The 23,292-nt window shown below is 57.1% G+C and carries 21 protein-coding genes and 1 pseudogene; 7 read left to right on the forward strand and 15 right to left on the reverse strand.

Annotation, left to right across the window (positions count from 1 at the left end; all coding sequences use genetic code 11):
- Nucleotides 1-188 precede the first annotated feature (188 nt).
- Nucleotides 189-4,091 carry an ATP-dependent RNA helicase HrpA gene (hrpA, locus tag V1599_RS13070; protein WP_395300194.1) on the forward strand — a complete coding sequence of 1,301 codons (3,903 nt, stop codon included), beginning with the start codon at nt 189-191 and terminating at the stop codon, nt 4,089-4,091.
- Nucleotides 4,092-4,176: 85 nt separating this feature from the next.
- Here the strand turns inward: hrpA and V1599_RS13075 are convergent, their stop codons facing one another.
- The 4 genes and pseudogenes from V1599_RS13075 to V1599_RS13090 form a co-directional block, all read right to left on the reverse strand.
- Nucleotides 4,177-5,556: an efflux transporter outer membrane subunit gene (locus tag V1599_RS13075; protein WP_395300195.1), complete on the reverse strand. Its 1,380-nt coding sequence runs from the start codon at nt 5,554-5,556 to the stop codon at nt 4,177-4,179.
- On the reverse strand, nt 5,553-6,635 hold the full coding sequence (locus tag V1599_RS13080; protein WP_112009942.1) for an HlyD family secretion protein: 1,083 nt from the start codon (nt 6,633-6,635) through the stop codon (nt 5,553-5,555). The genes V1599_RS13075 and V1599_RS13080 overlap by 4 nt, the downstream gene beginning before the upstream one ends.
- Nucleotides 6,636-6,668: 33 nt before the next feature.
- Entirely contained in the window at nt 6,669-8,321 is a 1,653-nt protein-coding gene (locus V1599_RS13085) for an MFS transporter (RefSeq protein WP_395300196.1), read from the reverse strand.
- A 155-nt stretch (nt 8,322-8,476) separates the two neighbouring features.
- Nucleotides 8,477-9,516 (reverse strand): annotated as a pseudogene (locus V1599_RS13090) (MFS transporter).
- Between the two features lie 248 nt (nt 9,517-9,764).
- On the opposite strand from V1599_RS13090, the gene V1599_RS13095 reads away from it, so the two are divergent.
- Entirely contained in the window at nt 9,765-10,559 is a 795-nt protein-coding gene (locus tag V1599_RS13095; protein ID WP_112009943.1) for a YdcF family protein, read from the forward strand.
- Between the two features lie 66 nt (nt 10,560-10,625).
- Here the strand turns inward: V1599_RS13095 and V1599_RS13100 are convergent, their stop codons facing one another.
- Together V1599_RS13100 and gap are read right to left on the reverse strand one after the other, a co-directional pair.
- Nucleotides 10,626-11,288: a DUF1120 domain-containing protein gene (locus V1599_RS13100; protein ID WP_395300197.1), complete on the reverse strand. Its 663-nt coding sequence runs from the start codon at nt 11,286-11,288 to the stop codon at nt 10,626-10,628.
- Nucleotides 11,289-11,935: 647 nt separating this feature from the next.
- Nucleotides 11,936-12,937, reverse strand: coding sequence for a type I glyceraldehyde-3-phosphate dehydrogenase (gene gap, locus V1599_RS13105; protein WP_395300198.1), 1,002 nt, complete (start codon nt 12,935-12,937; stop codon nt 11,936-11,938).
- A gap of 432 nt (nt 12,938-13,369) precedes the next feature.
- Between gap and V1599_RS13110 the strand changes: the two genes are divergently transcribed.
- Together V1599_RS13110 and cybB are read left to right on the forward strand one after the other, a co-directional pair.
- The gene (locus V1599_RS13110; RefSeq protein WP_395300199.1) at nt 13,370-13,930 is read left to right on the forward strand and encodes a helix-turn-helix transcriptional regulator; all 561 of its coding nucleotides are present in this window, start codon (nt 13,370-13,372) and stop codon (nt 13,928-13,930) included.
- Nucleotides 13,931-14,254: 324 nt separating this feature from the next.
- Nucleotides 14,255-14,785 (forward strand): cytochrome b561, encoded by a 531-nt coding sequence (gene cybB / locus V1599_RS13115; protein WP_112009947.1) that lies wholly within the window; start codon nt 14,255-14,257, stop codon nt 14,783-14,785.
- A gap of 40 nt (nt 14,786-14,825) precedes the next feature.
- On the opposite strand, the gene V1599_RS13120 is transcribed toward cybB, so the two are convergent.
- The 9 genes from V1599_RS13120 to V1599_RS13160 form a co-directional block, all read right to left on the reverse strand.
- Nucleotides 14,826-15,893 (reverse strand): oxidoreductase, encoded by a 1,068-nt coding sequence (locus tag V1599_RS13120; RefSeq protein ID WP_112009948.1) that lies wholly within the window; start codon nt 15,891-15,893, stop codon nt 14,826-14,828.
- A complete protein-coding gene (locus tag V1599_RS13125; RefSeq protein WP_112009949.1) occupies nt 15,886-16,653 on the reverse strand; it encodes a DeoR/GlpR family DNA-binding transcription regulator in 768 nt (255 codons plus the stop codon). The genes V1599_RS13120 and V1599_RS13125 overlap by 8 nt, the downstream gene beginning before the upstream one ends.
- 189 nt (nt 16,654-16,842) lie before the next feature.
- Nucleotides 16,843-17,121, reverse strand: a complete 279-nt coding sequence (locus V1599_RS13130) for a biofilm development regulator YmgB/AriR family protein (RefSeq protein WP_112009950.1) — start codon at nt 17,119-17,121, stop codon at nt 16,843-16,845.
- A gap of 25 nt (nt 17,122-17,146) precedes the next feature.
- Nucleotides 17,147-17,446 (reverse strand): hypothetical protein, encoded by a 300-nt coding sequence (locus V1599_RS13135; RefSeq protein WP_112010155.1) that lies wholly within the window; start codon nt 17,444-17,446, stop codon nt 17,147-17,149.
- A gap of 118 nt (nt 17,447-17,564) precedes the next feature.
- Nucleotides 17,565-17,804 (reverse strand): regulatory protein YcgZ, encoded by a 240-nt coding sequence (gene ycgZ, locus V1599_RS13140; RefSeq protein WP_112009951.1) that lies wholly within the window; start codon nt 17,802-17,804, stop codon nt 17,565-17,567.
- Between the two features lie 227 nt (nt 17,805-18,031).
- A complete protein-coding gene (locus V1599_RS13145) occupies nt 18,032-18,304 on the reverse strand; it encodes a CsbD family protein (protein ID WP_112009952.1) in 273 nt (90 codons plus the stop codon).
- A 193-nt stretch (nt 18,305-18,497) separates the two neighbouring features.
- Nucleotides 18,498-18,722, reverse strand: coding sequence for a hypothetical protein (locus V1599_RS13150; RefSeq protein ID WP_112009953.1), 225 nt, complete (start codon nt 18,720-18,722; stop codon nt 18,498-18,500).
- Nucleotides 18,722-19,204 (reverse strand): DUF2778 domain-containing protein, encoded by a 483-nt coding sequence (locus V1599_RS13155; protein ID WP_112009954.1) that lies wholly within the window; start codon nt 19,202-19,204, stop codon nt 18,722-18,724. Before V1599_RS13155 ends, V1599_RS13150 begins: the two co-directional genes overlap by 1 nt.
- Nucleotides 19,204-19,686, reverse strand: a complete 483-nt coding sequence (locus tag V1599_RS13160; protein ID WP_112009955.1) for an Hcp family type VI secretion system effector — start codon at nt 19,684-19,686, stop codon at nt 19,204-19,206. The genes V1599_RS13155 and V1599_RS13160 overlap by 1 nt, the downstream gene beginning before the upstream one ends.
- A 228-nt stretch (nt 19,687-19,914) precedes the next feature.
- Between V1599_RS13160 and V1599_RS13165 the strand changes: the two genes are divergently transcribed.
- The 3 genes from V1599_RS13165 to V1599_RS13175 all read left to right on the forward strand — a co-directional run bounded on the left by V1599_RS13165 (nt 19,915) and on the right by V1599_RS13175 (nt 23,191).
- Entirely contained in the window at nt 19,915-20,190 is a 276-nt protein-coding gene (locus tag V1599_RS13165; protein ID WP_003857256.1) for a metal/formaldehyde-sensitive transcriptional repressor, read from the forward strand.
- 30 nt (nt 20,191-20,220) lie between these two features.
- The gene (locus V1599_RS13170) at nt 20,221-21,339 is read left to right on the forward strand and encodes an S-(hydroxymethyl)glutathione dehydrogenase/class III alcohol dehydrogenase (RefSeq protein ID WP_395300200.1); all 1,119 of its coding nucleotides are present in this window, start codon (nt 20,221-20,223) and stop codon (nt 21,337-21,339) included.
- A 160-nt stretch (nt 21,340-21,499) separates the two neighbouring features.
- Nucleotides 21,500-23,191: a methyl-accepting chemotaxis protein gene (locus V1599_RS13175; RefSeq protein WP_395300201.1), complete on the forward strand. Its 1,692-nt coding sequence runs from the start codon at nt 21,500-21,502 to the stop codon at nt 23,189-23,191.
- Nucleotides 23,192-23,292: the final 101 nt, after the last annotated feature.

Below are 23,292 nucleotides of genomic sequence, written 5' to 3' on the forward strand. Positions count from 1 at the left end.
TTATTTGATTGAAGGGGGATGCCCCGTTGCTTGTTGACACTTTATTCACAATCCTGCCACAGGGATAGCGCAATATATCGAAGCCTATGTTCGAAATTTTTGAATAAGGCGTGAAAAGCGCGGGTGTGGTACTCTATACCAATCATTAAAAAGAGATTTTATCCGGCAGTGCACTGCCCGTTAACGCTATGACAGAACTCCAAACGCTCACCTTCCCGATGCTCATGCAGCGGCTTGATTCCCTGATGCTGCGCGACAAACAGCGGTTTGCCCGTCGTCTGCACGGCGTGAAGAAGGTTAAAAATCCTGATGCACAACAGGCCATTTACCAGGAGATGGCGAAAGAGATTGACCAGGCGGCAGGGAAAGTTGTGCTGCGCGAAGCCGCGCGCCCGGCGATTACCTATCCGGAAAACCTGCCCGTCAGCCAGAAAAAACAGGACATTCTCAACGCCGTGCGCGATCACCAGGTGGTGATTGTCGCGGGGGAAACCGGGTCCGGTAAAACCACCCAGCTGCCAAAAATCTGCATGGAGCTGGGGCGCGGGGTGAAAGGGCTGATTGGCCACACGCAGCCGCGTCGTCTGGCGGCGCGCACCGTGGCGAACCGCATTGCCGAAGAGCTGCAAACGGAGCCGGGCGGCTGCATCGGCTACAAGGTGCGCTTCAGCGATCGCGTCAGCGACAACACCATGGTCAAGCTGATGACCGACGGCATCCTGCTGGCGGAAATTCAGCAGGACAGGCTGCTGATGCAGTACGACACCATCATTATTGATGAAGCGCACGAGCGCAGCCTGAATATCGATTTCCTGCTCGGCTACCTGAAAGAGCTGCTGCCGCGCCGTCCTGACCTGAAGATCATCATCACCTCCGCGACCATCGATCCGGAACGTTTCTCAAAGCATTTCAACAACGCGCCGATTATTGAAGTCTCCGGCCGTACCTTTCCGGTGGAAGTGCGCTATCGCCCGATTGTCGAAGAGGCGGACGATACCGAGCGCGACCAGCTGCAGGCCATCTTCGATGCCGTTGACGAGCTCGGCAGGGAGAGCGCGGGCGACATTCTGATCTTCATGAGCGGCGAGCGCGAAATCCGCGATACCGCCGACGCGCTGAGCAAGCGCGACCTGCGCCACACCGAGATCCTGCCGCTTTACGCGCGCCTGTCGAACAGCGAGCAGAACCGCGTGTTCCAGCCGCACGGCGGACGCCGCATCGTGCTGGCGACCAACGTGGCGGAAACCTCGCTCACCGTGCCGGGGATCAAATACGTGATCGACCCGGGCACGGCGCGCATCAGCCGCTACAGCTACCGCACCAAGGTGCAGCGCCTGCCGATTGAGCCGGTGTCGCAGGCCTCCGCCAACCAGCGTAAGGGCCGCTGCGGCCGCGTGTCGGAAGGGATCTGCATTCGCCTCTATTCTGAGGACGATTTCCTCTCGCGCCCGGCGTTTACCGACCCGGAAATTCTGCGCACCAACCTCGCGTCCGTCATTCTGCAGATGACCGCGCTGGGGCTGGGCGACATCGCCGCGTTTCCGTTCGTGGAGGCGCCGGACAAGCGCAACATCCAGGACGGCGTGCGCCTGCTGGAAGAGCTCGGCGCGATCGCCACCGACGAGCAGGCGACTGCTTACAAGCTGACGCCGCTGGGCCGCCAGCTGAGCCAGCTGCCGGTCGATCCGCGCCTGGCGCGCATGGTGCTCGAAGCGCAGAAGCACGGCTGCGTGCGCGAGGCGATGATCATCACCTCGGCGCTCTCGATTCAGGACCCGCGCGAGCGTCCGATGGACAAGCAGCAGGCCTCCGATGAGAAGCATCGCCGCTTCCACGATAAAGAGTCCGATTTCCTCGCCTTTGTGAACCTGTGGAACTACCTCGGCGAGCAGCAGAAGGCGCTCTCCTCTAACCAGTTCCGCCGCCAGTGCCGGGTGGATTTCCTCAACTACCTGCGCGTGCGCGAGTGGCAGGATATCTACACCCAGCTGCGGCAGGTGGTGAAAGAGCTGGGCATTCCGGTCAACAGCGAGCCGGCGGAGTACCGCGAAATTCACATCGCGCTGCTGACCGGGCTGCTGTCGCATATCGGCATGAAGGATGCCGACAAGCAGGAGTTTACCGGCGCGCGCAACGCCCGTTTCTCCATCTTCCCGGGTTCCGGGCTGTTCAAAAAGCCGCCGAAGTGGACGATGGTGGCCGAGCTGGTGGAAACCAGCCGCCTGTGGGGGCGCATTGCGGCCCGTATCGATCCGGAGTGGGTTGAGCCGGTTGCCCAGCACCTGCTGAAGCGTTCGTACAGCGAGCCGCACTGGGAGCGCGCGCAGGGCGCGGTGATGGCGACCGAGAAAGTGACGGTGTACGGCCTGCCGGTGGTGGCCGCGCGCAAGGTCAACTACAGCCAGATCGATCCAGCCCTCAGCCGGGAGCTGTTTATCCGCCACGCGCTGGTCGAGGGCGACTGGCAGACGCGCCACGCCTTCTTCCGCGAAAACCTGAAGCTGCGTGCGGAAGTGGAGGAGCTGGAGCACAAAACGCGCCGCCGCGACATCCTCGTGGACGACGAGACGCTGTTTGAGTTTTACGACCAGCGCATCAGCCACGACGTGGTCTCCGCGCGCCACTTTGACAGCTGGTGGAAGAAGATCGCGAAAGAGACGCCGGACCTGCTCAACTTTGAAAAGAGCATGCTGATTAAGGAGGGCGCGGAGTCGGTGAGCAAGCTCGACTACCCGAACTTCTGGCATCAGGGCAACCTCAAGCTGCGCCTGACCTACCAGTTTGAGCCGGGCGCGGACGCGGACGGCGTGACCGTCCACATTCCGCTGCCGCTGCTGAACCAGGTGGCGGAGAGCGGGTTTGAGTGGCAAATCCCCGGCCTGCGCCGCGAGCTGGTGATTGCGCTGATCAAATCGCTGCCGAAGCCGGTGCGCCGTAACTTTGTGCCTGCGCCAAACTACGCCGAGGCGTTTTTAGGCCGCGTGACGCCGCTGGAGATGCCGCTGCTGGACGCGATGGAGCGCGAGTTCCGCCGCATGACCGGCACCACCATCGACCGCGAGGACTGGCACTGGGATCAGGTGCCCGATCACCTCAAAATCACCTTCCGCGTGGTGGACGATAAAAATAAAAAGCTGCTGGAGGGCCGTTCGCTTACCGAGCTGAAGGACGCGCTGAAGGGCAAGGTACAGGAGACGCTCTCTGCGGTGGCGGATGACGGCATTGAGCAGAGCGGGCTGCACATCTGGAGCTTTGGTCAGCTTCCGGAAAGCTACGAACAGAAGCGCGGTAACTACAGGGTAAAAGCCTGGCCCGCGCTGGTGGACGAGCGCGACAGCGTGGCGATTAAGCTGTTCGACAATCCTCAGGAACAGCAGCAGATGATGTGGCGCGGGCTGCGCCGCCTGCTGCTGCTCAACATCCCGTCGCCGATCAGGTATCTGCACGAGAAGCTGCCGAACAAGGCCAAGCTGGGGCTGTACTTTAACCCGTACGGCAAGGTGCTGGACCTGATTGACGACTGCATCTCCTGCGGCGTGGACAAGCTGATTGACGAGGCGGGCGGCCCGGTTTGGACCGAGGAAGCGTTTGCGAAACTGCACGACAAGGTGCGCGCCGAGCTGAACGATACCGTGGTGGAGATTGCCAAACAGGTCGAACAGATCCTGACGGCGGTATTCAACATCAACAAGCGGCTGAAGGGGCGCGTGGACATGACCATGGCGCTTGGCCTGTCGGACGTGAAGGCGCAGATGGCGGGGCTGGTGTACCGGGGGTTTGCCACCGGCAACGGCTTCAAGCGCCTGGGCGATACGCTGCGCTACCTGCACGGAATTGAAAAACGGCTGGAAAAAATGGCCATCGATCCGCACCGCGATCGCGCTCAAATGCTGAAGGTGGAGAGCGTGCAGCAGGCGTGGCAGCAGTGGCTCAACAAGCTGCCGCCCGCCCGCCGCGACGATGAGGACGTGCAGGCGATCCGCTGGATGATCGAGGAGCTGCGCGTCAGCTTCTTCGCCCAGCAGCTCGGGACGCCGTATCCGATTTCGGATAAGCGTATTTTGCAGGCGATGGAGCAAATTTCCGGTTAAAAACAGCGCCCGGTGGCGGTGCGCTTACCGGGCCTACGGAAGAATATGTAGGCCCGGTAAGGCACAGCCGCCACCCGGCACGTTCTCAGGCGCTAACCCAGCCGCCGCCCAGGGCTTTATACAAATCGATCTGCGCCAGCAGCAGGTTGTTTTTCACCTGCACCACGCTGGTCTGTACCGAATAGAGCGTGCGCTGCGCGTCCAGCACGTCCAGATAGGACGAGTAGCCGTTGCGGTAGCGGTTTTGCGCGATCCGCAGCGTTTCATCCGCGACATCCTGCTGCGCCAGCAGCTCGGTCAGCTGTTCCTGATAGCGCGTAATGGCGTCGAGGCTGTTGTTCACTTCAGCGAAGGCGTTGCGCACCGTTTTTTCATATCCGTAGAGCGCCTGGTTGCGCTGCGACTGGGAAATATCCACCTGCGCGTTCAGCGCCTGACGGTTGAGCAGCGGCGTGAGAATGCTGCCGCCAACGCTCCACAGCTGCAGCGGGTTGTCCAGTAGGCCCGAAAGGGTACGATCCTGCACCGATCCGGTGGCGGTCAGGTTGATCGACGGCAGCAGGCTGGCGCGAGACGCCGCGAGCGTCGCGTCTGCCGCAACCAGCTGCCGCTCCGCCTGGGCGATATCCGGGCGGCGGTTGAGCAGGGTGGACGGCAGCTGCGAGGGGATCGCGAGCGGAGTTAACCCGTCGAAATCACTTCCGCGCGTTATGTCGCCCGGATTACTGCCCAGCAGCAGGCTGAGCGCGTTCTCCTGCTGCGCAACCTGGTGCTGAATGACCGGCACCTGCGCCCGCGTGGCGCGCAGCTCGGAGTCGGACTGCATCAGCTCCAGCCGCGAGCTGTAGCCGGTTTCAAACTGACGTTTGGCCAGGTTGTACGCCTCTTCGAGGGATTTCAGCGTGGACTCGGTCACGCTGAGCTGTTCGTCCAGCGAGAGCAGGGTGACATAGCCGGAGGCCACCGCTGACGCGACGGTTAAATCCGCCGCGGCGGCCGCGGCCTTTTGTGCCTCAAGCGAGGCTTCGGCAGCGCTGGCGGTGCTGCGGTTAACGCCCCAGATATCCACGTCGTAGCTGGCTGTCAGGCTGCCTTTATACAGCGTGCCGTACGCGGGCAGCCCGGTTGCGGCTGACTGCGAGCGGGCGCGCGTGCCGGTCACGCCAGCATCCAGCGACGGAAAGAGGCTGCCGTCGGCGGCATAGACCCGCGCCTGATACTCGCTAATGCGTTCGCGCGCGATCAGCACGTCGCTGTTATTCACCAGCGCCTGGTCCACGTAGCGGTTCAGGTTGCTGTCGTGAAAATTGCGCCACCACAGCCGTTGCGCCGGGCTGGCGGGGCCCGCGGCGGCGCGCCACTGCGCGGGGATTTGCAGCGAGGGCTGGGCAGGCTTGACGTCGACCGACTGACATCCGGCGAGCGATATCGCCACCAGCGCGGCGGCCGCTGGGCGAAGGATCATGGCTTCGCCTCCCGCGTATCAATCGTCACCTGTACCGACATCCCCGGGCGCAGCAGCGCCGCGTCTTCCGGCTTGCCGAGCACCTCAATGCGCACCGGAATGCGCTGGGCGATTTTCACGAAGTTTCCCGTGGCGTTATCCGGCGTGATGGCGCTGAACTCGACCCCGGTGGCCGGGGAGATATTCTCTACGCGGCCCTCGTAGGCCCTGTCATTGAGCGCATCGACGGTAAATTTCACCGGCTGCCCGACGCGCAGGTCTGCCAGCTGCGTCTCTTTAATATTGGCGATCACCCAGTGCTGCGGCGGCACCAGCGTGGTCAGGTGCGTGCCTGCGGTGACGTAAGCGCCGAGGCGAACGGCTATTTGCCCAAGCTGGCCGTCGCGCGGGGCAACGATGCGGGTGTTTTGCAGGTCGATTTGCGCCAGCTCCAGCGCCGCTTTGGCGTTTTCGACATCCGCCTCAAGCGCGCCGCGGTTGACGATGACCGTTTGCCGATCCTGGCGCGACATCTCCAGCGTGGCGCTGGCCTGGTCGATATCGGCATTGCCCTGAGCCGCGCTGGCCAAGGCCGCGTCGCGTTCGCGAATCGAGAGCGAGCCGTCGGCGGTCAGCTCTTTCACGCGCTTCAGGTCGGCCTGGGTTTTCAGATTCTGAGCGCGGGCGTTTTTCAGCGCGGCCTCGTTTTTGGCAATCACCGCGTCGGCGCTTTTGCGCTGCTGCAGGTTGTTATTGAGCGCGGCGATTTTCATCGCCAGCTGCGCCTCGGCCTGATGCACGCGCTGGCGGTAGATGCGGTCGTCAATCTGCAACAGCAGGTCGCCCTTTTTGACCTGGGCAAAGTCCTGAACGCGCACCTCGGTGATATAGCCGTTGACCTGCGGGCTGATAAAGGTCGTTTGGCCGCGAACGTAGGCGTTGTCGGTGAACTGCACGTGGCGAGTAAACGGCGGCAGCTGCCACGCGTAGAGGATCACCAGCACCCCAACGATGCCAATGGCCGCGGCGGTGAATATCGACACAATGCGTACGTTTTTGCGCGTGTTGGCCTGCTCTCTGGCGGCATCCTGCTGACTCATATCCTCTCCCGAAAGATCGTTTATTCTTGATTTTTACTTGTCGCCAGTGGCGTGTTTTAACGCCAGACGGGCCGTTATGCGCAGGCGCAGCAAGCGCCATAAAATCCAGACCAGCGTGGCGGCCGCGATGCTGGCCGTCAGCAGATAGGTGTCGTTGTAGGCCAGAATGTTGGCCTCCAGCGCCGTCGCGGTCTGCAGCTGGGTAATCGCCTGCGTGCCGAGCAGCGCGCTGTCGCCAATCAGGCTTTTATACATTTGGGTATAGATCTGAATCCGCTCGTTCACCAACGGATTCAGCGTGGTGAGCTGGTCTGCAAGCAGGCTCGAGTGGTATTTCTCGCGCCACGTCTGGAACGTCCCCAGAATAGCCGAGCCGAGCAGGCCGCCCACGTTCTGGCTCATGCCGAACATCACCGAGAAGCTGACCAGGTTGCGCGGTTCAGCGATCACGCCGCCGATGGCCGCCAGCATCGCCGGGGCGAGGAAAAAGGCGCTGCTAAAGCCGAGCAGGAACTGGCTCACCATCAGCTGGTCCGGGCGGGTCAGGCTGGTGGACTGGCTGTCCAGCAGCGAGGCGACAATCATCAGCGCCAGCGAGGTGATAATCGGCCACGCCAGCTTCGTCGGTTTGATGGTCAGACAGCTGGTGACGATGCCGCAGACGATCCCGGCGAAAATCGACCACGCCAGGCGCGTCATCTGCTCATTCTGTAAGCCCACGTACTGTAGCCAGCCGATAACGCCGGTGTTTTGCTCCGCCAGCACGATGCGGATCAGCAGCATGATCAGCCCCAGGCGCACGATGCTGCCGCTCGACAGCCAGCGGGTGTTGAGCAGCGGGTTGCTGCGGTTGTGCTCAAAAACAATGGCGGAGACGATCAGCACCAGCGACAGCGCGAGCGCCCAGCCGATCCACGGCGCTTCAAACCACCAGTCGAGACGGCCGAGCGAGAGCACCGCGCAGAGCAGCGCCATCCCCGGCGCGAGCAGGAAGAAGGTAATAAAGTCCTTCTTTTCAAATACCTTGCGCCTGTCGCCCGGCGGCAGCTTAAGGACCATCACGCAGGCCAGCGAAATGAGCGCCAGCCCGAGCTCGAAGAAGTACAGCCCGCGCCACTCGTCGAGCTGCAGCAGCTCCGTGGAAAAGAGCCGCGCCAGCGGGATAGCCAGCGACGAGCCGGTGATGCCAATCGTCAGCGCCTTTAGGCGGTGCTTCGCGGGCCAGGCCTGGATTTGGTAGTAAATACCGAGCGAGCTGAGCGCGGCGGCCACCATGCCGTGCGCGGCGCGCACCATCAGCGCCGAGCTAAGGTCGTTCACAAACAGGTGGAAGAAGGTCACCAGCACGTACAGCACCAGGAAACCTTCGGTAAACGCGCGCAGGCCGTACTGCTGCCGGAACTTCACCAGCAGCAGGTTGATGGAGACGTTGGTCATTACGTACACGGCGGGAAGCCAGGCAATCTCCGTAGACCAGGCGGCGAACGTGCCCTGCAGGTTTTGCAGGTTGGCGGCGACGACCGCGTTACCCAGCGCGCCCGTCAGGCACACCAGCAGGCCAACCACGCCATAGGCGATTCGCTTTGGGGTAGGGTGTTCCGGCGTCGAAGGTGAACCCAGCAGGGCGGGTTTTTCATGTGGCTGCCACTCGCGAGGAGCATAAGGATCGCGTTTGGGCAGGCGCATAGCGACGTTTACCTTTGGAAAAGTTGAATAGTGAGCGGGCAAATGATTCGACGATTGGCGTAAATCATAATTCAATTGAATATGATTATCATACATTAATCAAATGACGATCACACACTGAGGGCAGAAGCGGCCCGAAGCGTGCCGCCCGGAGACTAGAGCTCGTGAGGCTGTGCGAGAAGCGCCGGCTGGCGCTTGACGCGGCTGGCGCAGAAGATCGCAACCAGTGAAATAACGACGGTCACCGCTAAATACCAGGCCACCGGCACCCAGTCGCCGTCGTATTTTGCCAGCAGGCCGGTGGCGATCAGCGGCGCCGTTCCGCCCGCCAGCGCCGCGCCGAGCGGGTAACCGAGCGTGATGCCCGTATAGTGGCAACCAGCGCGCCCAGCGTGACCGCCTCAAGCGCCTGCGACTTCTGGTAGGTCAGTGTCGTGGTGGCATAGCTCACCACAAAGGTCGAGAAGATATAGAAGGGCGCGGTTTCGACAACCTTCAGCCCTGCGGCAATCAGCACCTCGCGCCAGTGGTGTTTCAGCGTATCGCGCAGCGGCGCTTTTGCCACCTGACCGGATTTTTTGACCTTCTGAAAGTCCGGCGTTTCGTCGATATCCTTACGTATCCACAGTCCGAGCAGCACCAGCACCGCACTCAGCAGGAAGGGAATGCGCCAGCCCCAGGAGAGGAAATCCTCTTCGCTAAATAGCGTCATCAGCGACAAGATAAAGGTTGCCATCAGCATACCGATGGTGACGCCCGCCTGAGGAATGCTGCCAAAAAAGCCTTTGCGCTTCTCGGGAGCGTATTCGTAGGCCAGCAGCAGCGCGCCGCCCCATTCACCCCCGATGCCCATTCCCTGAATAATGCGCATCAGGATCAGCAGGGCCGGTGCCCACATTCCAATCATGTCATAGGTAGGCAGCAGGCCGATTGCCACGGTTGCACCTCCCATCAGTGAGAGAGTGAGTATCAGCGTTTTTTTACGCCCGATGCGGTCCCCGATGTGGGCGAAGAGCACGCCCCCTATGGGGCGGATGAAGAACGTTAGCGAGAAAGAGAGATAGGAGAGAATGAGCCCGATAACCGGATCGACCATCGGAAAGAAAATCTTGTTGAACACCAGCGCGGCGGCCGTGCCGTAGAGAAAATAGTCAAACCATTCAATGGCGCTGCCGGTCAGGCTGGCAATAAGCACCTTTTTGTTTTTTCACAATACCGTCGCTGTACCTTCATGTTGCGTCATGAGTAAACCTCGCCCCGTTAATGATAGACGCGGTGTCACCTGGCGAGCTCTGGTGCAACCCAATTGTTTTTGGATGTTTCTGGTTATTTCAGAAAAGTGACAAAAACAGGTCGAGCCAGCGGCGTTGGCTTTCAGAGAGATCCTCTTTTCAGATCGCAAGAGTGCGGTACGCTGGGCTTCACTGCCGTAAGGAGGTAACCATGATACCGACAATGTTTCCTGTTCTGCCTGAAAACACGCTTCGCGCCGTTAACACCGTAGGGCGCTGGCTGGCGGAAGATGCCTGGCAACCCGGCCAGCCGGTTGACCTGGTAATTCTGGCGGGCAACGCGGTGATCCCGACGATAGACGCGGCATGCAGCATCGCGGCTGCTCAGGAGAAGCCGCTGCTGATAAGCGGTGGCATTGGGCACTCCACGACGTTTTTATACGCGGCGGTTGCGCGCCATCCCCGATATAACACCATCCCGACCACGGGGCGCGCTGAAGCTGCCGTTCTGGCAGATATCGCGCGCAAATTCTGGCAAATTCCCGAGGAGCGTATTCTTGTGGAGGATCGGTCCACCAACTGCGGCGAGAATGCTCGCTTTAGCCGGGAGATGATGCGTCATCATTATCCTGGCGCGCAGAGGGTATTGGTGGTTCAGGACCCGACGATGCAGCGCCGGACCATGGCGACGTTCGCCCGCGTCTGTCGGGACGAGGCTGCTGCGCCGCAGTGGATAAGCCATCCTGGCGTGACGCCGGTGGTAGAAAATAGCAACGATGGGCTGGTGTTCCCGGGCGGCAGCGACGGGCTGTGGCCGGTGGAGCGTTATTTATCGCTGGTGCTGGGGGAGCTTCCGCGTTTAAGGGACGACCTCGGGGGATACGGTCCGGCAGGGCGTGATTTTATTGACCACGTCGAGATCCCTGAGGACGTTGAGCGTGCGTGGAACGTTCTGCGTGACGACGCCATTCTCACCGACGCGCTGGTCAGCCGTTCGCTGATATGACAGACGCAAAAATAACGGGCCATCGCTGGCCCGTTATGAACAGGTAAAACTAATCGCGTCTAACTATTACAGGTAAACCAGAGTCAGGGTTGCCTGTCCGTCCAGCTGGGTATCGTCAGTGATTGCCAGCGTTGCGGTGTCACGAATGACCAGGTTAGAGTTGAAGTTAAAGGTAGCATTGGTAACTGCCAGCGGTTCCCTGGTAGAGGTAGCCGCGAACGCCATAGTGTTGAATGCATCACTACGTGGAACGCTGGTTTTACCCCATGCAGTTTGGCTCCAGTCACCGTTAACACCAATTGAGTCAACGCTGTTACCATCTGCAGTCACGTCAGACATCCACAGACCGTAGTTACCAATTTTTACACCGCCAGCTGTTTTACCAACACCGTAGGTGTAATACTTATCCGTCACGGCCTTAGTGGTGTTAACATCAACTGGCAGCTGTGCGTTGCTGTCCATACGGTCATCGCTGATGGTAAAGCCAACTTTGGTTGGAGCAGTACAGGTGATGGTTACTGGCAGCTGTTTCTGGCCCAGCACGTTGTTTGCAGTTGCGCTCAGGTTGCCCAGTGCGATACGACCGTAGTCAATCACACCGCCGTTGCTCATGTCTGCAGAGCACGCTGCGTTAGTCAGCACGCCTTTTACTTTCAGAACGGCAGTTTCACCGGCAAAAGCTGAAGTTGTGCATAACGCGATAGCTGTAGCGAGAATTACCTTTTTCATCCTTGATCCTTTCATAGTGTATTTAAGTGCAACAAAGTGTGTCATAATGTATTACCGGTTAAGATTAATATCATTCAACCTCTCCCGGCGGCAGGAATAATATCGTATTTGATATTTATGAAAACTTATTAAAAATAAAAATCTATTTTAGTAAAATTTAGGTTTTGCTCTGCATTATGAATCTTCAATCGGCTATAAATTTAATGAATGTTTTAAAGCAGACATTTTAGAAAGTGAATTATAATTTCTGGATAATAAAATAAACAATAAAATCAATGTGTTAGATGGCGCCCGGGCCGATGGTGAAATAGGGGGTTTAGTGAGGTAGGAGCATGGGGAGGAATTTGTCACCCTTAAAAAATATTATTCGCGGGATGTAAAGCATTTTTGGATACGAAATTATTCCTGGAGCAGATTATTTAATATGTCATTGTGATGAAAAAATGCACAGAAAAATGAATTTGGGATTGGATAGAATACGTCCGCGGCACATTTATTACGTTATTCAAAAGCGATAACGACGTTCCCGCTGGCAATGCTAACGATCGGGGAATAAACAGGGCAGGAAATGAACGGTTCGTCGCGCATTCCTCTGCCCGGGTTGACTTCAGTCTTAGGGTTTTCCCCCTCAGGCGAGGGGGGATCGCCTATAACGCAGCATATTTATCCAGGGTTCGCACCAGCTGCGTTACGAAGCCATATTCGTTGTCGTACCACGCGACGGTTTTAACCAGCTGAAGATCGCCCGCTTCGCTCACCTCCGTTTGCGTGGCGTCAAACACCGAGCCAAAGTGCGAACCGATAACGTCAGAGGAGACGATCTCCTCATCGGTGTAGCCGAACGCGTCATTTCCGTCGGTCGCTTTTTTTAGCGCGGCGTGGATCTCATCTACCGTTACCTTTTTATCCAGAATAGCTACCAGCTCGGTCACGGAACCAGTTTTGACCGGCACGCGCTGGGCGTGGCCTTTCAGCTTGCCGCTCAGTTCCGGGATCACCAGACCAATGGCTTTTGCCGCCCCGGTAGTGTGGGGAATGATGTTTTCCGCAGCGGCGCGGGATGCGCGCAGGTCTTTACCGCGCGGGCCGTCCACCAGCGCCTGGGTACCGGTGTAGGCGTGGATCGTCGTCATGGTGCCAACCTGAATGCCGAACGCGTCGTTCAGGGCTTTGGCCAGCGGCGCGAGGCAGTTGGTGGTGCAGGAGGCGACGGAGACAATGGTGTCGTTTGCGTCGAGCGTGTCGTCGTTAACGTTGAAGACGATGGTTTTCATTTCTCCCGCCGGGGCTGAGATCAGCACCTTTTTGGCTCCGGCATCAAGATGCGCGCGGGACTTCTCTTCAGAAGTGTAAAAACCGGTGCATTCCACAACGATGTCGACGCCCGCTGCTTTCCACGGGATATGTTTGGCCTCTTTTTCGGCATAGACCGAAATCGTTTTGCCGTCGACGATTAGCGCGTCCTCGGTGAAATCCACGCTCCACGGAAAGCCGCCGTAGTTTGAGTCATGCTTAAGCAGATAGGCCAGTACCTTCGGGGAAGTGAGATCGTTGATCGCGACCACGGCGTTGCCGTTCTGGGTTTCGAGAAGACGACGCAGGACAAGGCGCCCGATGCGTCCAAAGCCGTTAATGCCAATGTTGCTCATTATATACTCCTGGTGAAGTGTCAGTATGACAGGGTGAACCTATCCAGGCTTAGACCATGACGGGGAGGGGGGCAAGTCAGAGGGACATCATCACCGGGCATCAAAACGGTCCGCGCGCATTTCACCGCGGTAGCGTAAAAAAAGAAGGGCATCAATATGTTGTATTGCGTAATGTGCGGTTTTAACGGATGGGTATTTCGCGCGGAAGTATATTAGTGGACCGATAGTAGTCTTAAAAAGTACAGATAAAGCTTTAGATTAGTGAGCGGGATTCCGTTAAATTTATTTCGTGGTGAATGCGGCTAAGCGCACGCGGAACAGTTAAGTTTCTCTCTACAGTCCCAATATTATTTCCGGCGATAGGTTGACTGGATATCGTCATCGGGAGGCACCCGACACCACATCCAAATTTCAACACGATGGCGCGAAACGATGTCTATAATTATTACGCATAACGCATTTTTACGCGAAGCATTAAAATGGGTGTTAGAGCACTCTTTCACAACGCGTGAAATCTGTCTGATAGACCTGGAAGGCTGTTCATGCCTGCAGAACCTGATGTGCGAGCTGGAAAAATACGAACTGTCCAGCGACGCGGAATTTTATTTCTTAGGCAGCAGAGGTATTTATTCCGAGCTGCTGGCAAAGTTTGATGTGATAAGCAGTCATTCTTCAATAAATGACGTTTTAAATCAGTTATCCAACAAGCGCGGGATAGGCATGACGGATTTGGTCGAGCATGTTTACGCATGCCGCACGCTTAAAGATCTGACGAAGTCGCAGCTAAGAACCTGTATTATGCGGCGCTATAAATCTAATGCGTCTATCGCACAAACGCTAAGGGTATCTACAAAAACCGTCGACTCTACCTTATATACCGCGATGCAGAGACTGGGATTAAGTTCGGTGACTAACCTTCAGCGCTATATCTCATGTGAATTTAGTGGTTTCGAGCTTGACTGGTTATTATTACGTCATGGCGTATGGTTTTAAACCAGTTGAACCGAATATAGCCCGTTTCAGCACGGACAGCTAAATTTATCTAAGAATGTCCTTATATTATCGGCGGCACTGGCCTCGTCGCCATTGGACGGCGGTAAGTTGGAATTATCCGCGAGGTCAGGCTATATTTTCTGGATTCATCGAACCTACATCTCGACTATACGGTCGATCGCTGCCTAACACCCGCTCCCTGTCACCGCAGGGTCACATCTGCGGGTGTTTTTTTATTCCTGAGATTTACCGCAAAACAGTTAATGAAATTTTAAGGAAAGGTCGTTATGTTGAGGCAGGTAACGTCATTTTTCAGGAAAATTTATGCGCACGAAATATACAGGTCTGCAAATTAGCATCCACTGGCTGGTGTTTTTGTTAGTCATCGTGGCCTATTGCGCCATGGAGTTCAGGGGATTTTTCCCGCGAAGCGATCGGCCGTTAATCAACATGATCCACGTATCCTGCGGGATTTCTATTCTGGTGCTGATGGCGGCACGCCTGCTGATTCGCCTTAAATTCCCTGCGCCTCCTATCCAGCCGAAGCCAAAAGCGATGATCACCGGGCTGTCGCACCTTGGACACCTGGTCGTTTATCTGCTGTTTATCGCGCTGCCGCTGATCGGTATTGTGATGATGTACAACCGCGGCAGCGACTGGTTTGCCTTCGGCCTGACGATGCCGCATGCGGCGGAGGGGAATTTTGACCTGGTCGACATGCTGAAAGCGTGGCACGTCACGCTGGCAAATCTGGGCTATTTCGTCATTGGCCTGCACGCGTTTGCCGCGCTGATGCACCACTACTACTGGAAAGACAATACATTGCTGCGCATGATGCCGAAGAAGCGCCAGTAGCTGAACGTGCCCTGCAACCCGCAGGGCATTTTTTTAGCGCTTATTGAAGCTGCGCGCGCTCCTCCGCCGTGAGTTCAAGCGCCCGGGTTGAGCCGGTTTCGGAGGACGTTACCGCCGCTTCCAGAACCGCCATCACTGCGAGGGCCTCGACCGGATGCACCGGATTATCGATTTTGCCGTTCAGGGCATCGCGCACGTTAACGTAGTACTGGCGCTGATCGCCGTTTGGCGTGGGCAGCTTGCTGGCTTCACCCTGCGCGTTAAACAGCACCATATCGTCATCGTCTTCTCCCCAGCTTTCGCTTCCTGGAACAACGCCCGCCAGCAGCTGCGCTTCCTGGCGATCGATGCGCGCCTTCACCACGCTTGCCTTGTCGCCGTGAACGGTAAAGCGAGAGACGCCCCCGGCAACCAGCATGCTGCAGTGGAGAACCACCTTATGCTCCGGGTAATTCAGCACTACGTGCGCCCAGTCGTTGATTTCCGCGCCGTCGCGCAGCGTGGCGATGTTGCCCTGCACCGACTGCGGCAGGCCGAACAGCTGTAGCGTCTGGTCAATCATGTGCGGACCGAGATCGAACCACAGCCCGCTGCCCGGCACGTTTTGCTCTCTCCAGCGCACGCGAACCTCCGGGCGGAAGCGATCGATATGCGACTCAAAGTGCTTAACCTTGCCGAGCGTGCCGTGCTCAATGGTTTGCTTAATGCCGAGAAAATCGCTGTCCCAGCGCCGGTTGTGGAACACGGAAAGGAGAAGCTGCTTTTCGTCTGCGAGCGCGATCAGATCGCGCGCTTCCTGCATGTCGAGGGTAAAGGGTTTGTCCACCACGACGTGTTTGCCCGCGTTCAGGGCCAGCGTTGCCAGCGGCGCATGGGTGGCGTTCGGGGAGGCAATCACCACCAGGTCTACGTCCGGGTGCTGAATGGCCTCTTCAGGGGTTGCCACGACAATCGCGTTCGGAACGTCGCGCTTAACCTTTTCCTCATCACGGGAGGAAACCACCGCCAGCGTAAGCCCGTCAACGGACTGGATCAGCGGGGCATGGAAGGTCTTGCCCACAAATCCATACCCGATCAGCGCAACGTTTATCGTCTTCTCTTTATTCATGATCTTCTCCAGGTGATGACGCATCTGCCACGGTGACGTGCAGGGCGCTATTGTCCCCAAGCTCTGCCCAGGGACGATCTAAAAACAGCTGTTGTATATCCGCCAGCCCGGAAACCAGATACGGCTCGCAGTGGTTTAGCTTCAAGTGGTCCGCGACGATCCAGCGCTCGCGGCTGGCGGCCAGCATGGCCCGCTTGACGTCCGCATCGGCCTCTTTGCTGGCGCTGAGGCCCAGCTCGGCGTGAATGGCGCACGCGCCGAGAATGGCAATATCCGCCCGATAGCGCGACAGGAGCGAAAGCGTTGCGCTTCCGGCAAACAGGCGCTGCTGCGGGTCCCAGTTGCCGCCGAGCAGGATCAGCTCGATGTCCTCCCGATCGCTAAAGAGCTGCGCAATATCGAGCGAGGTGGTGATTGCCGTCAGCGGCCCTTTGAGGTGCCCGGCAACCGCCAGCACCGTACTGCCCGCGTCCAGAAACAGCGTTGAACCGGCAGGAACGCACTCCGCGACCCGTTTTCCCAACAGCTGTTTCGTCTGCGGCAGCAGGACGCTGCGGCCCTGGCGCGTCATGGCGGAAAGGTTGAGCGCGATCGCTCCGCCGTGGTTCTTCTGGGCTAAGCCTTCCTTTTCCAGGTCGGTCAAATCGCGGCGGATGGTGTCAGCAGAAACCTGCATCCTTTCTGCAAGCTCTGCGATGCTGGCCTGACCCTGTTCGGTCAGAATATCGAGCACGTACTTTTGTCGGGCGGTTTTGTGCATGGGAAAAAAATCCTGCAAAATATTGCAATAGTACGCATATTACAGCAAAAGGAGAAAAAGGAAATGCGTCCTTCTGCGGGCAGGGTTGTACAACGTTTGGTTGACGGGAGGGCTATAGAGGCGCTAAAGGGGGCCGAGTGGCCCCCTTTTTAACGTGCAGCGTTTTGGCTGGTGGTGGTCAACAGGCGGTTAGATGTCGTCTCGGGTGAAGCCCACCACGATTTCAAGCGTGTTGCGGATGACGTCGCAGGCTTCAGGCTCTGGGGTAATTTCCAGCGCGTGGATCAACTGCAAAATGATCTCTTTGTTGGAGAGGTTGTCTCCGCAAAGCAAGATGCAGCGTATTGCTGAACCCAGCACTTCCGCCTCATCGCTGAGATTCTTCCCGGCGTTCTGGAAAAACTCGGCCAGACCCTTGTCATGCAGTGCCTCAAAAATGTAATTCTGCTGTGTACTGACTTTTTCCATGTTGGCGCACCGTGTTAGTTGGAGTTCAATGCTTTTTATTCGGAGAATGGTGAGGCTCGTGATGTAACATCGAACGCACCCTGGAGACGTCATAGTCACCAATGACGCGCCCCCGATCCTGCGACACGCCCGTAATTCGCTCGCGCACTTCATTCTCTGCCGCAATCAATGCATCTTTTCTTTCTGGATTGGTTTCTGCCCGGGCCATCACCAGAAGGCGTGCGGCCAGGGATGAGAAGGTGATAGGACCGTTTTCTTTCAAAATGGACAGCACCGCCTCACCAATCAAATCATCTTTCAGTCGTTCGAATTTAGTTCTATGCATAGCTTTAATCTCACTCTGCTCCAGCGTAACGGCCTGAAGCAGGTTGTTGGTCGCGCGATGATAAGAATATTTCTTCAGCTCAACGAAACCAACTCAGTAAGCTAAAAATCAGACTTGCTTACCGGGCGAAGAAAAGAGCGATCAGGCCGTTGTAATGCGCCTTCTCATCATCGCAGGATGATTCTTCAATGCGACGCAGCAGCTTTGTACAAATTGTCATTCGGCTCAGGGGGAGGTTTTCTTTGATGATCTCGCTAACAATCAACCCAAGCGTTTCCTGCTGTCCTGGAATGTTGTTCTTATTAAAATACAACGTGATAGCGTTCTCTGCTGGCGTTGGATTGTGATTGCGACGCATTGTTTACCCACCGTTTCTTGAACATTTGTGTAACATCGATGTGTTAGAATCTATACCAATAATCGAAATCTGTACATCAAAAATGTACAACTATTTTTCAAATGAACAAAAATGTTCACCACAATGCGACGAACGCAGTGGCGGGCTGGGTCAGAGTGAGGGAGGCTAAAAAAAGAGTGAGGAAGGGTAGAGCAAGGCAGATTAATCAGGCCCCGAAGGGCCTGAAACTACTTACGGCCCAACAGCAGGCCGAGAACAACGCCAACCGCACCGGCGGCAATCAGGCCGGAAAGCGGATTGTTTCTTACGGCTTCAGTAACGTCCGAAACCGCATCGCTGGCCTGCGCCGCGTATTTACGCGCTGCGCCTTTAACCTGATGTTTAGGTGAGTCCACAAAATCACCAAACTGCTGCTGAGCAGATCCTGCGAGCTCATCGAGCTTGTTTTTGGCCTTATCGCCAGCGTATTCCGCATTTTTATCAGCGTCGAAATCAGTCATAACTTCCTCCTTTTGTAGTCAGTTTAAGAATAGACTGCATTTGACGGTTCGGGGCCAGACGGGAGGAAAAGGGCGGTTTTTCGGATATGTCTCTTTGCGCTTAGGGCAGTGTGAAGGGAAAAAGTAAGGGTCGATAAAACCGTTGTTAGCCAATAGCGGAGCAAATAGCGGGCAGACCCGCTGCCCGCCTGAATTATTTACGCAACAGTAAAAATGCACAGAACGTGGACGCGCTGGCAACGCTAATTGCTATAGCGAAAAAACAGTACAAAACAAAATCCATTACCCGCTCATCCCCGTAAAACCCAAAGTACTCCGCCATAGCATATTGTGTTTCAGGGGGCACGAATCTGTAGAGAGAGAGCATCGTCAGGAAGGTTACTGCAAGCCACAATAAAACCAGGAACATGATTTTCATTAGTACACCTGCACAACGCCATGCGCAATCATGAAATTACCAAGGTACATTCCACCCGTTCGAAGCAGGGCGGAGGCGAGAATGTGAAAATCACTCTGGCTGTACAAGGTAATACATCCCTTACTCAGTCCCGATGGCCCAATCGGATGGAGCCGAAATTCACCGCGCCTGACGCTATCAATAAATGTCTCGTCATTTATTGACCCATCATCGCGGTACAATGAAAACCATTCACTTCGATTTGAACCTGTAAAGAACGCGTTAACGCTGTCTTTTGTTTGAGTAAACCAACCGCCGCGTTCCCGCAAAAGAATATAGTAGCGGCCAGGCGGAAGGGGGCCGATGTTCGGAACATTCGCGCTGTCAGGGTCATTCGTCGCGCTGCCATTACCAGAGAATGCAGGGAAATACCCTGTACACGGTACAGCCAGTGTTCCATATTTTCCGCCATTCAGATGGAAATAGCATTGCAGAAGATTCATCAGCGGTCGTTCCAGGAATCTTTGAAAATTATATTACCGTCGCAATGTTTCCACGTGATTTTTTCGTAACGTAGCGAGATATTTTCTAGATGATTATGCTTTTCCGTTGCCGGGTTTTTTACGTCATGCATTAACGGACAAATCGTGACGACTTTTACGTCCTCAAGCAGCATATTGAAGTATTCCACTTCCTGGCCCGCGTCGTTAATTTTGTACCACTTAAACTCAGCGGAGCTGAGCGTTTGGCCCGTTGCGACAGCTTTATAGAGATAGGGGCTTGCGCTATCAAACTCCTTTTCAAATACCAGGGCGCTGTGGACGCGCGTGCCCGTAATTTTCCCGGTGTTATTGTCAGTAGGGAGATGCAGACCATGTCCAAACCCCAACACTTCGATACTTCCTTCACGATCCTTTACGTCTACTGCGCCTATAATGTCTGCACCACCGTCGTCCTTCAGCCATAAATATGCGCGTATTGCCATTCTAAAACTCCTTTTTTAAATAAAAACGCCACCCACTAAACGCTTCCCGAAGAGATATATTTTTACCTTTCGTGTTATATTAAATAGATATAAATCAGTCTGTTAGGATAATCATTCAGAATGGTTTTTGCCCTGGCGGCCCTCGGCTGTCAGCACAGCCAAACCAGAAAGGTTTACACCCTTGGCATAAATATTTACTATACCCCCCTACAGTATCAGGAGGCGCGTATGCCACACTCACCCGAAGATAAAAAACGTATTCTGACCCGCGTTCGCCGCATACGCGGGCAGGTTGATGCGCTTGAGCGCGCGCTGGAGTCCGGCGATCCGTGCCTGGCTATCCTGCAACAAATCGCGGCCGTTCGCGGGGCCGCCAACGGCCTGATGGGCGAAATGGTTGAAATTCACCTCAAAGACGAGCTGGTGACGGGGGAGACAACCCCGGATCAGCGGGCGGTACGGATGGCAGAAGTCGGCCATTTGCTGCGCTCTTATCTAAAATAAATCCACAGTCATCACATAAGGGAAGTCATTATGAAATCACGCGCAGCCGTTGCGTTTGGCCCCGGCCAGCCGTTAAAAATCGTTGAAATCGACGTCGCGCCGCCGAAAAAGGGCGAAGTGCTGATCAAAATTACCCACACCGGCGTATGCCATACCGATGCGTTCACCCTTTCCGGTGACGATCCGGAAGGCGTATTCCCGGCAGTGCTTGGCCACGAGGGCGGCGGCATCGTGATGGAAGTGGGCGAGGGCGTGACCAGCCTGAAGCCGGGCGACCACGTGATCCCGCTGTACACCGCCGAGTGTGGCGAGTGTAAGTTCTGTAAATCCGGCAAAACCAACCTTTGCCAGGCGGTTCGCGCGACTCAGGGCAAAGGCCTGATGCCGGACGGCACCACCCGCTTCTCATACAACGGCGAGCCTATCTACCACTACATGGGCACCAGCACCTTCAGCGAATACACCGTCTGCGCAGAAATCTCGCTGGCCAAAGTTAACCCGCAGGCGCCGCTGGACAAAGTCTGCCTGCTGGGCTGCGGCGTGACGACCGGCATCGGCGCGGTACACAACACGGCGAAGGTCAAAGAGGGCGATACCGTAGCGGTGTTTGGCCTCGGCGGGATTGGCCTGGCGGTCATCCAGGGCGCGGTGCAGGCGAAGGCGGGCCGCATCATTGCGGTAGACACCAACCCGGAGAAGTTCACCCTGGCGGGCGAAATGGGCGCGACCGACTTCATCAACCCGAAAGACTACGACAAGCCGGTTCAGGACGTGATTGTTGAGCTGACCGACGGCGGCGTTGACTTCAGCTTTGAGTGTATCGGCAACGTGAACGTTATGCGCTCCGCGCTGGAATGCTGCCACAAGGGCTGGGGCGAAAGCATCATCATCGGCGTGGCGGGCGCGGGCCAGGAGATCAAAACCCGTCCGTTCCAGCTGGTGACCGGGCGCGTGTGGCGCGGCTCGGCGTTCGGCGGCGTGAAAGGGCGCACCCAGCTGCCGGGCATGGTGGAAGAGGCGATGGTCGGCAAAATTCAGCTCGATCCGTTCATCACCCACCGCCTGCCGCTGGAGCAGATCAACGAGGCGTTCGATCTGATGCACGAAGGCAAATCCATTCGTACCGTGATTCACTTCGGCGATAAGTAACGCTTCTGCCAGCGGTTTTTGCCGCTGGCGTTTTCGCAACAATCTTCTCTAAAGTGTGACCTGCCTTGCGCTTTTAGCCGTAAGCAAATCTCCAGCCGTGCCGATGACTCTTTTACAGGCGTGTTTTTGCGCATCTTACCTATAAAGAGAGTCGACGGTCATGGACAACACAACAACGATGCAGGCGAAGCGCACGCTGGGCTTCCTGCATCATATCCGGCTGGTTCCGCTGTTTTCCTCCATTCTCGGTGGCATTATCCTTCTGTTTGCCTTGAGCTCCGGCCTGGCGGGATACTTCCTGCTGCAGGCGGATACCGATCAGCAGGACGTTACGTCTGAAATTCAGGTGCGCATGGGGCTGTCGAACAGCTCTAACCATCTCCGCACGGCGCGCATCAACCTGATCCACGCGGGTGCCGCGAGCCGTATCGCCGAAATGGACGCGATGAAGCAAAACATCCGTGAGGCGGAAACGCGCATTAAGCAGTCGCAGGACAGCTTTACTGCCTACATGAACCGCAGCGTGCGCACGCCTGCGGATGAAGCCCTGGACGCGGATTTAAAGGCGCGCTACGACGCCTATATCGCCGGGCTGCAGCCGATGCTCAAGTTTGCCAAAAACGGCATGTTTGAGGCCATCATCAATCACGAAAATGAATCCGCCCGCCCGCTGGACGATGCCTACAACGCCGTGCTGCTGAAGGCGATTAAGATCCGCACCGATCGGGCCAGCGCGCTGACGACCCTCGCGCATAAGCGCACGCAGCTTGGGCTAGGGTTCATGCTCGGCGCGTTCGTGCTGGCGCTGCTGCTGACGGCGATGACCTTCGTCGTGCTGCGCAGGACGGTGATACACCCTCTGCAGCGCGCGGCAAAACGCATCGAGAACATCGCCAAAGGCGACCTGACGATGCCGGACGATGCGGCAGGCCGCAGCGAAATTGGCCACCTGACGCGCGACCTGCAAACCATGCAGCATTCGCTGGCGAACACCGTAGGTACCGTGCGCCAGGGCGCCGAGGAGATCTACCGCGGCACCAGCGAGATCTCGGCGGGCAATACCGACCTCTCTTCACGCACCGAGCAGCAGGCCGCGGCGATTGAGCAGACCGCCGCGAGCATGGAGCAGCTGACGGCGACCGTGAAGCAGAACGCCGATAACGCGCACCATGCCAGCAAGCTGGCGGAGGATGCCTCCGGCAAGGCCAGCCGCGGCGGCCAGATGGTCTCCGGCGTGGTAAAAACCATGGGCAACATCTCCAGCAGCTCGAAGAAAATCTCTGAAATTACCGCGGTGATTAACAGCATCGCGTTCCAGACCAACATTCTGGCGCTGAACGCCGCCGTAGAGGCCGCGCGCGCGGGCGAACAGGGGCGCGGATTCGCCGTGGTCGCAAGCGAGGTGCGCACGCTGGCCAGCCGCAGCGCCAACGCGGCGAAGGAGATTGAGGGCCTGATTAACGAGTCCGTCACGCTGATCGACCAGGGCTCGGGCGAAGTCGTGGCGGCAGGCAACACCATGAACGAAATCGTCGACGCCGTGAAGCGCGTCACCGATATCATGCTGGAGATTGCGGCGGCCTCCGACGAGCAGAGCCGCGGCATTGTGCAGGTGAGCCAGGCCATTTCCGAGATGGATAAAGTGACGCAGCAGAACGCCTCGCTGGTGGAAGAAGCGTCGGCGGCAGCGGCGTCTCTGGAAGAACAGGGCGCGCGCCTGACGGAGGCGGTGGGCGCGTTTCGCTTAGGCGGCGCGAAGCCGAACCGCGTTCCGGCATCTGCGCCTGTCCTGCAGAGTGCAGCGCTACGCCCTGCGGCGGCAGTCTCCGGGGAGAATTGGGAGACGTTTTGAGCCTTTCGCAGGTGTCGGGTGGCGCTGCGCTTAACCGACCTACAGCATCAAGCCTGTAAGCCCGCGTAAGGGCAAAAAAAAGGGACCTTTCGGTCCCTTTT

The sequence above is a fragment of the Enterobacter sp. ECC-175 genome, from assembly GCF_043968675.1.
Lineage (GTDB): Bacteria > Pseudomonadota > Gammaproteobacteria > Enterobacterales > Enterobacteriaceae > Enterobacter.

Excerpts from the sequence above, each read along its gene's own strand:
- hrpA (WP_395300194.1), top strand. The coding sequence starts at position 189 with ATGACAGAACTCCAAACGCTCACCTTCCCGATGCTCATGCAGCGGCTT.
- V1599_RS13075 (WP_395300195.1), bottom strand. The coding sequence starts at position 5,556 with ATGATCCTTCGCCCAGCGGCCGCCGCGCTGGTGGCGATATCGCTCGCC.
- V1599_RS13080 (WP_112009942.1), bottom strand. The coding sequence starts at position 6,635 with ATGAGTCAGCAGGATGCCGCCAGAGAGCAGGCCAACACGCGCAAAAAC.
- V1599_RS13085 (WP_395300196.1), bottom strand. The coding sequence starts at position 8,321 with ATGCGCCTGCCCAAACGCGATCCTTATGCTCCTCGCGAGTGGCAGCCA.
- V1599_RS13095 (WP_112009943.1), top strand. The coding sequence starts at position 9,765 with ATGATACCGACAATGTTTCCTGTTCTGCCTGAAAACACGCTTCGCGCC.
- V1599_RS13100 (WP_395300197.1), bottom strand. The coding sequence starts at position 11,288 with ATGAAAAAGGTAATTCTCGCTACAGCTATCGCGTTATGCACAACTTCA.
- gap (WP_395300198.1), bottom strand. The coding sequence starts at position 12,937 with ATGAGCAACATTGGCATTAACGGCTTTGGACGCATCGGGCGCCTTGTC.
- V1599_RS13110 (WP_395300199.1), top strand. The coding sequence starts at position 13,370 with ATGTCTATAATTATTACGCATAACGCATTTTTACGCGAAGCATTAAAA.
- cybB (WP_112009947.1), top strand. The coding sequence starts at position 14,255 with ATGCGCACGAAATATACAGGTCTGCAAATTAGCATCCACTGGCTGGTG.
- V1599_RS13120 (WP_112009948.1), bottom strand. The coding sequence starts at position 15,893 with ATGAATAAAGAGAAGACGATAAACGTTGCGCTGATCGGGTATGGATTT.
- V1599_RS13125 (WP_112009949.1), bottom strand. The coding sequence starts at position 16,653 with ATGCACAAAACCGCCCGACAAAAGTACGTGCTCGATATTCTGACCGAA.
- V1599_RS13130 (WP_112009950.1), bottom strand. The coding sequence starts at position 17,121 with ATGGAAAAAGTCAGTACACAGCAGAATTACATTTTTGAGGCACTGCAT.
- V1599_RS13135 (WP_112010155.1), bottom strand. The coding sequence starts at position 17,446 with ATGCATAGAACTAAATTCGAACGACTGAAAGATGATTTGATTGGTGAG.
- ycgZ (WP_112009951.1), bottom strand. The coding sequence starts at position 17,804 with ATGCGTCGCAATCACAATCCAACGCCAGCAGAGAACGCTATCACGTTG.
- V1599_RS13145 (WP_112009952.1), bottom strand. The coding sequence starts at position 18,304 with ATGACTGATTTCGACGCTGATAAAAATGCGGAATACGCTGGCGATAAG.
- V1599_RS13150 (WP_112009953.1), bottom strand. The coding sequence starts at position 18,722 with ATGAAAATCATGTTCCTGGTTTTATTGTGGCTTGCAGTAACCTTCCTG.
- V1599_RS13155 (WP_112009954.1), bottom strand. The coding sequence starts at position 19,204 with ATGAATCTTCTGCAATGCTATTTCCATCTGAATGGCGGAAAATATGGA.
- V1599_RS13160 (WP_112009955.1), bottom strand. The coding sequence starts at position 19,686 with ATGGCAATACGCGCATATTTATGGCTGAAGGACGACGGTGGTGCAGAC.
- V1599_RS13165 (WP_003857256.1), top strand. The coding sequence starts at position 19,915 with ATGCCACACTCACCCGAAGATAAAAAACGTATTCTGACCCGCGTTCGC.
- V1599_RS13170 (WP_395300200.1), top strand. The coding sequence starts at position 20,221 with ATGAAATCACGCGCAGCCGTTGCGTTTGGCCCCGGCCAGCCGTTAAAA.
- V1599_RS13175 (WP_395300201.1), top strand. The coding sequence starts at position 21,500 with ATGGACAACACAACAACGATGCAGGCGAAGCGCACGCTGGGCTTCCTG.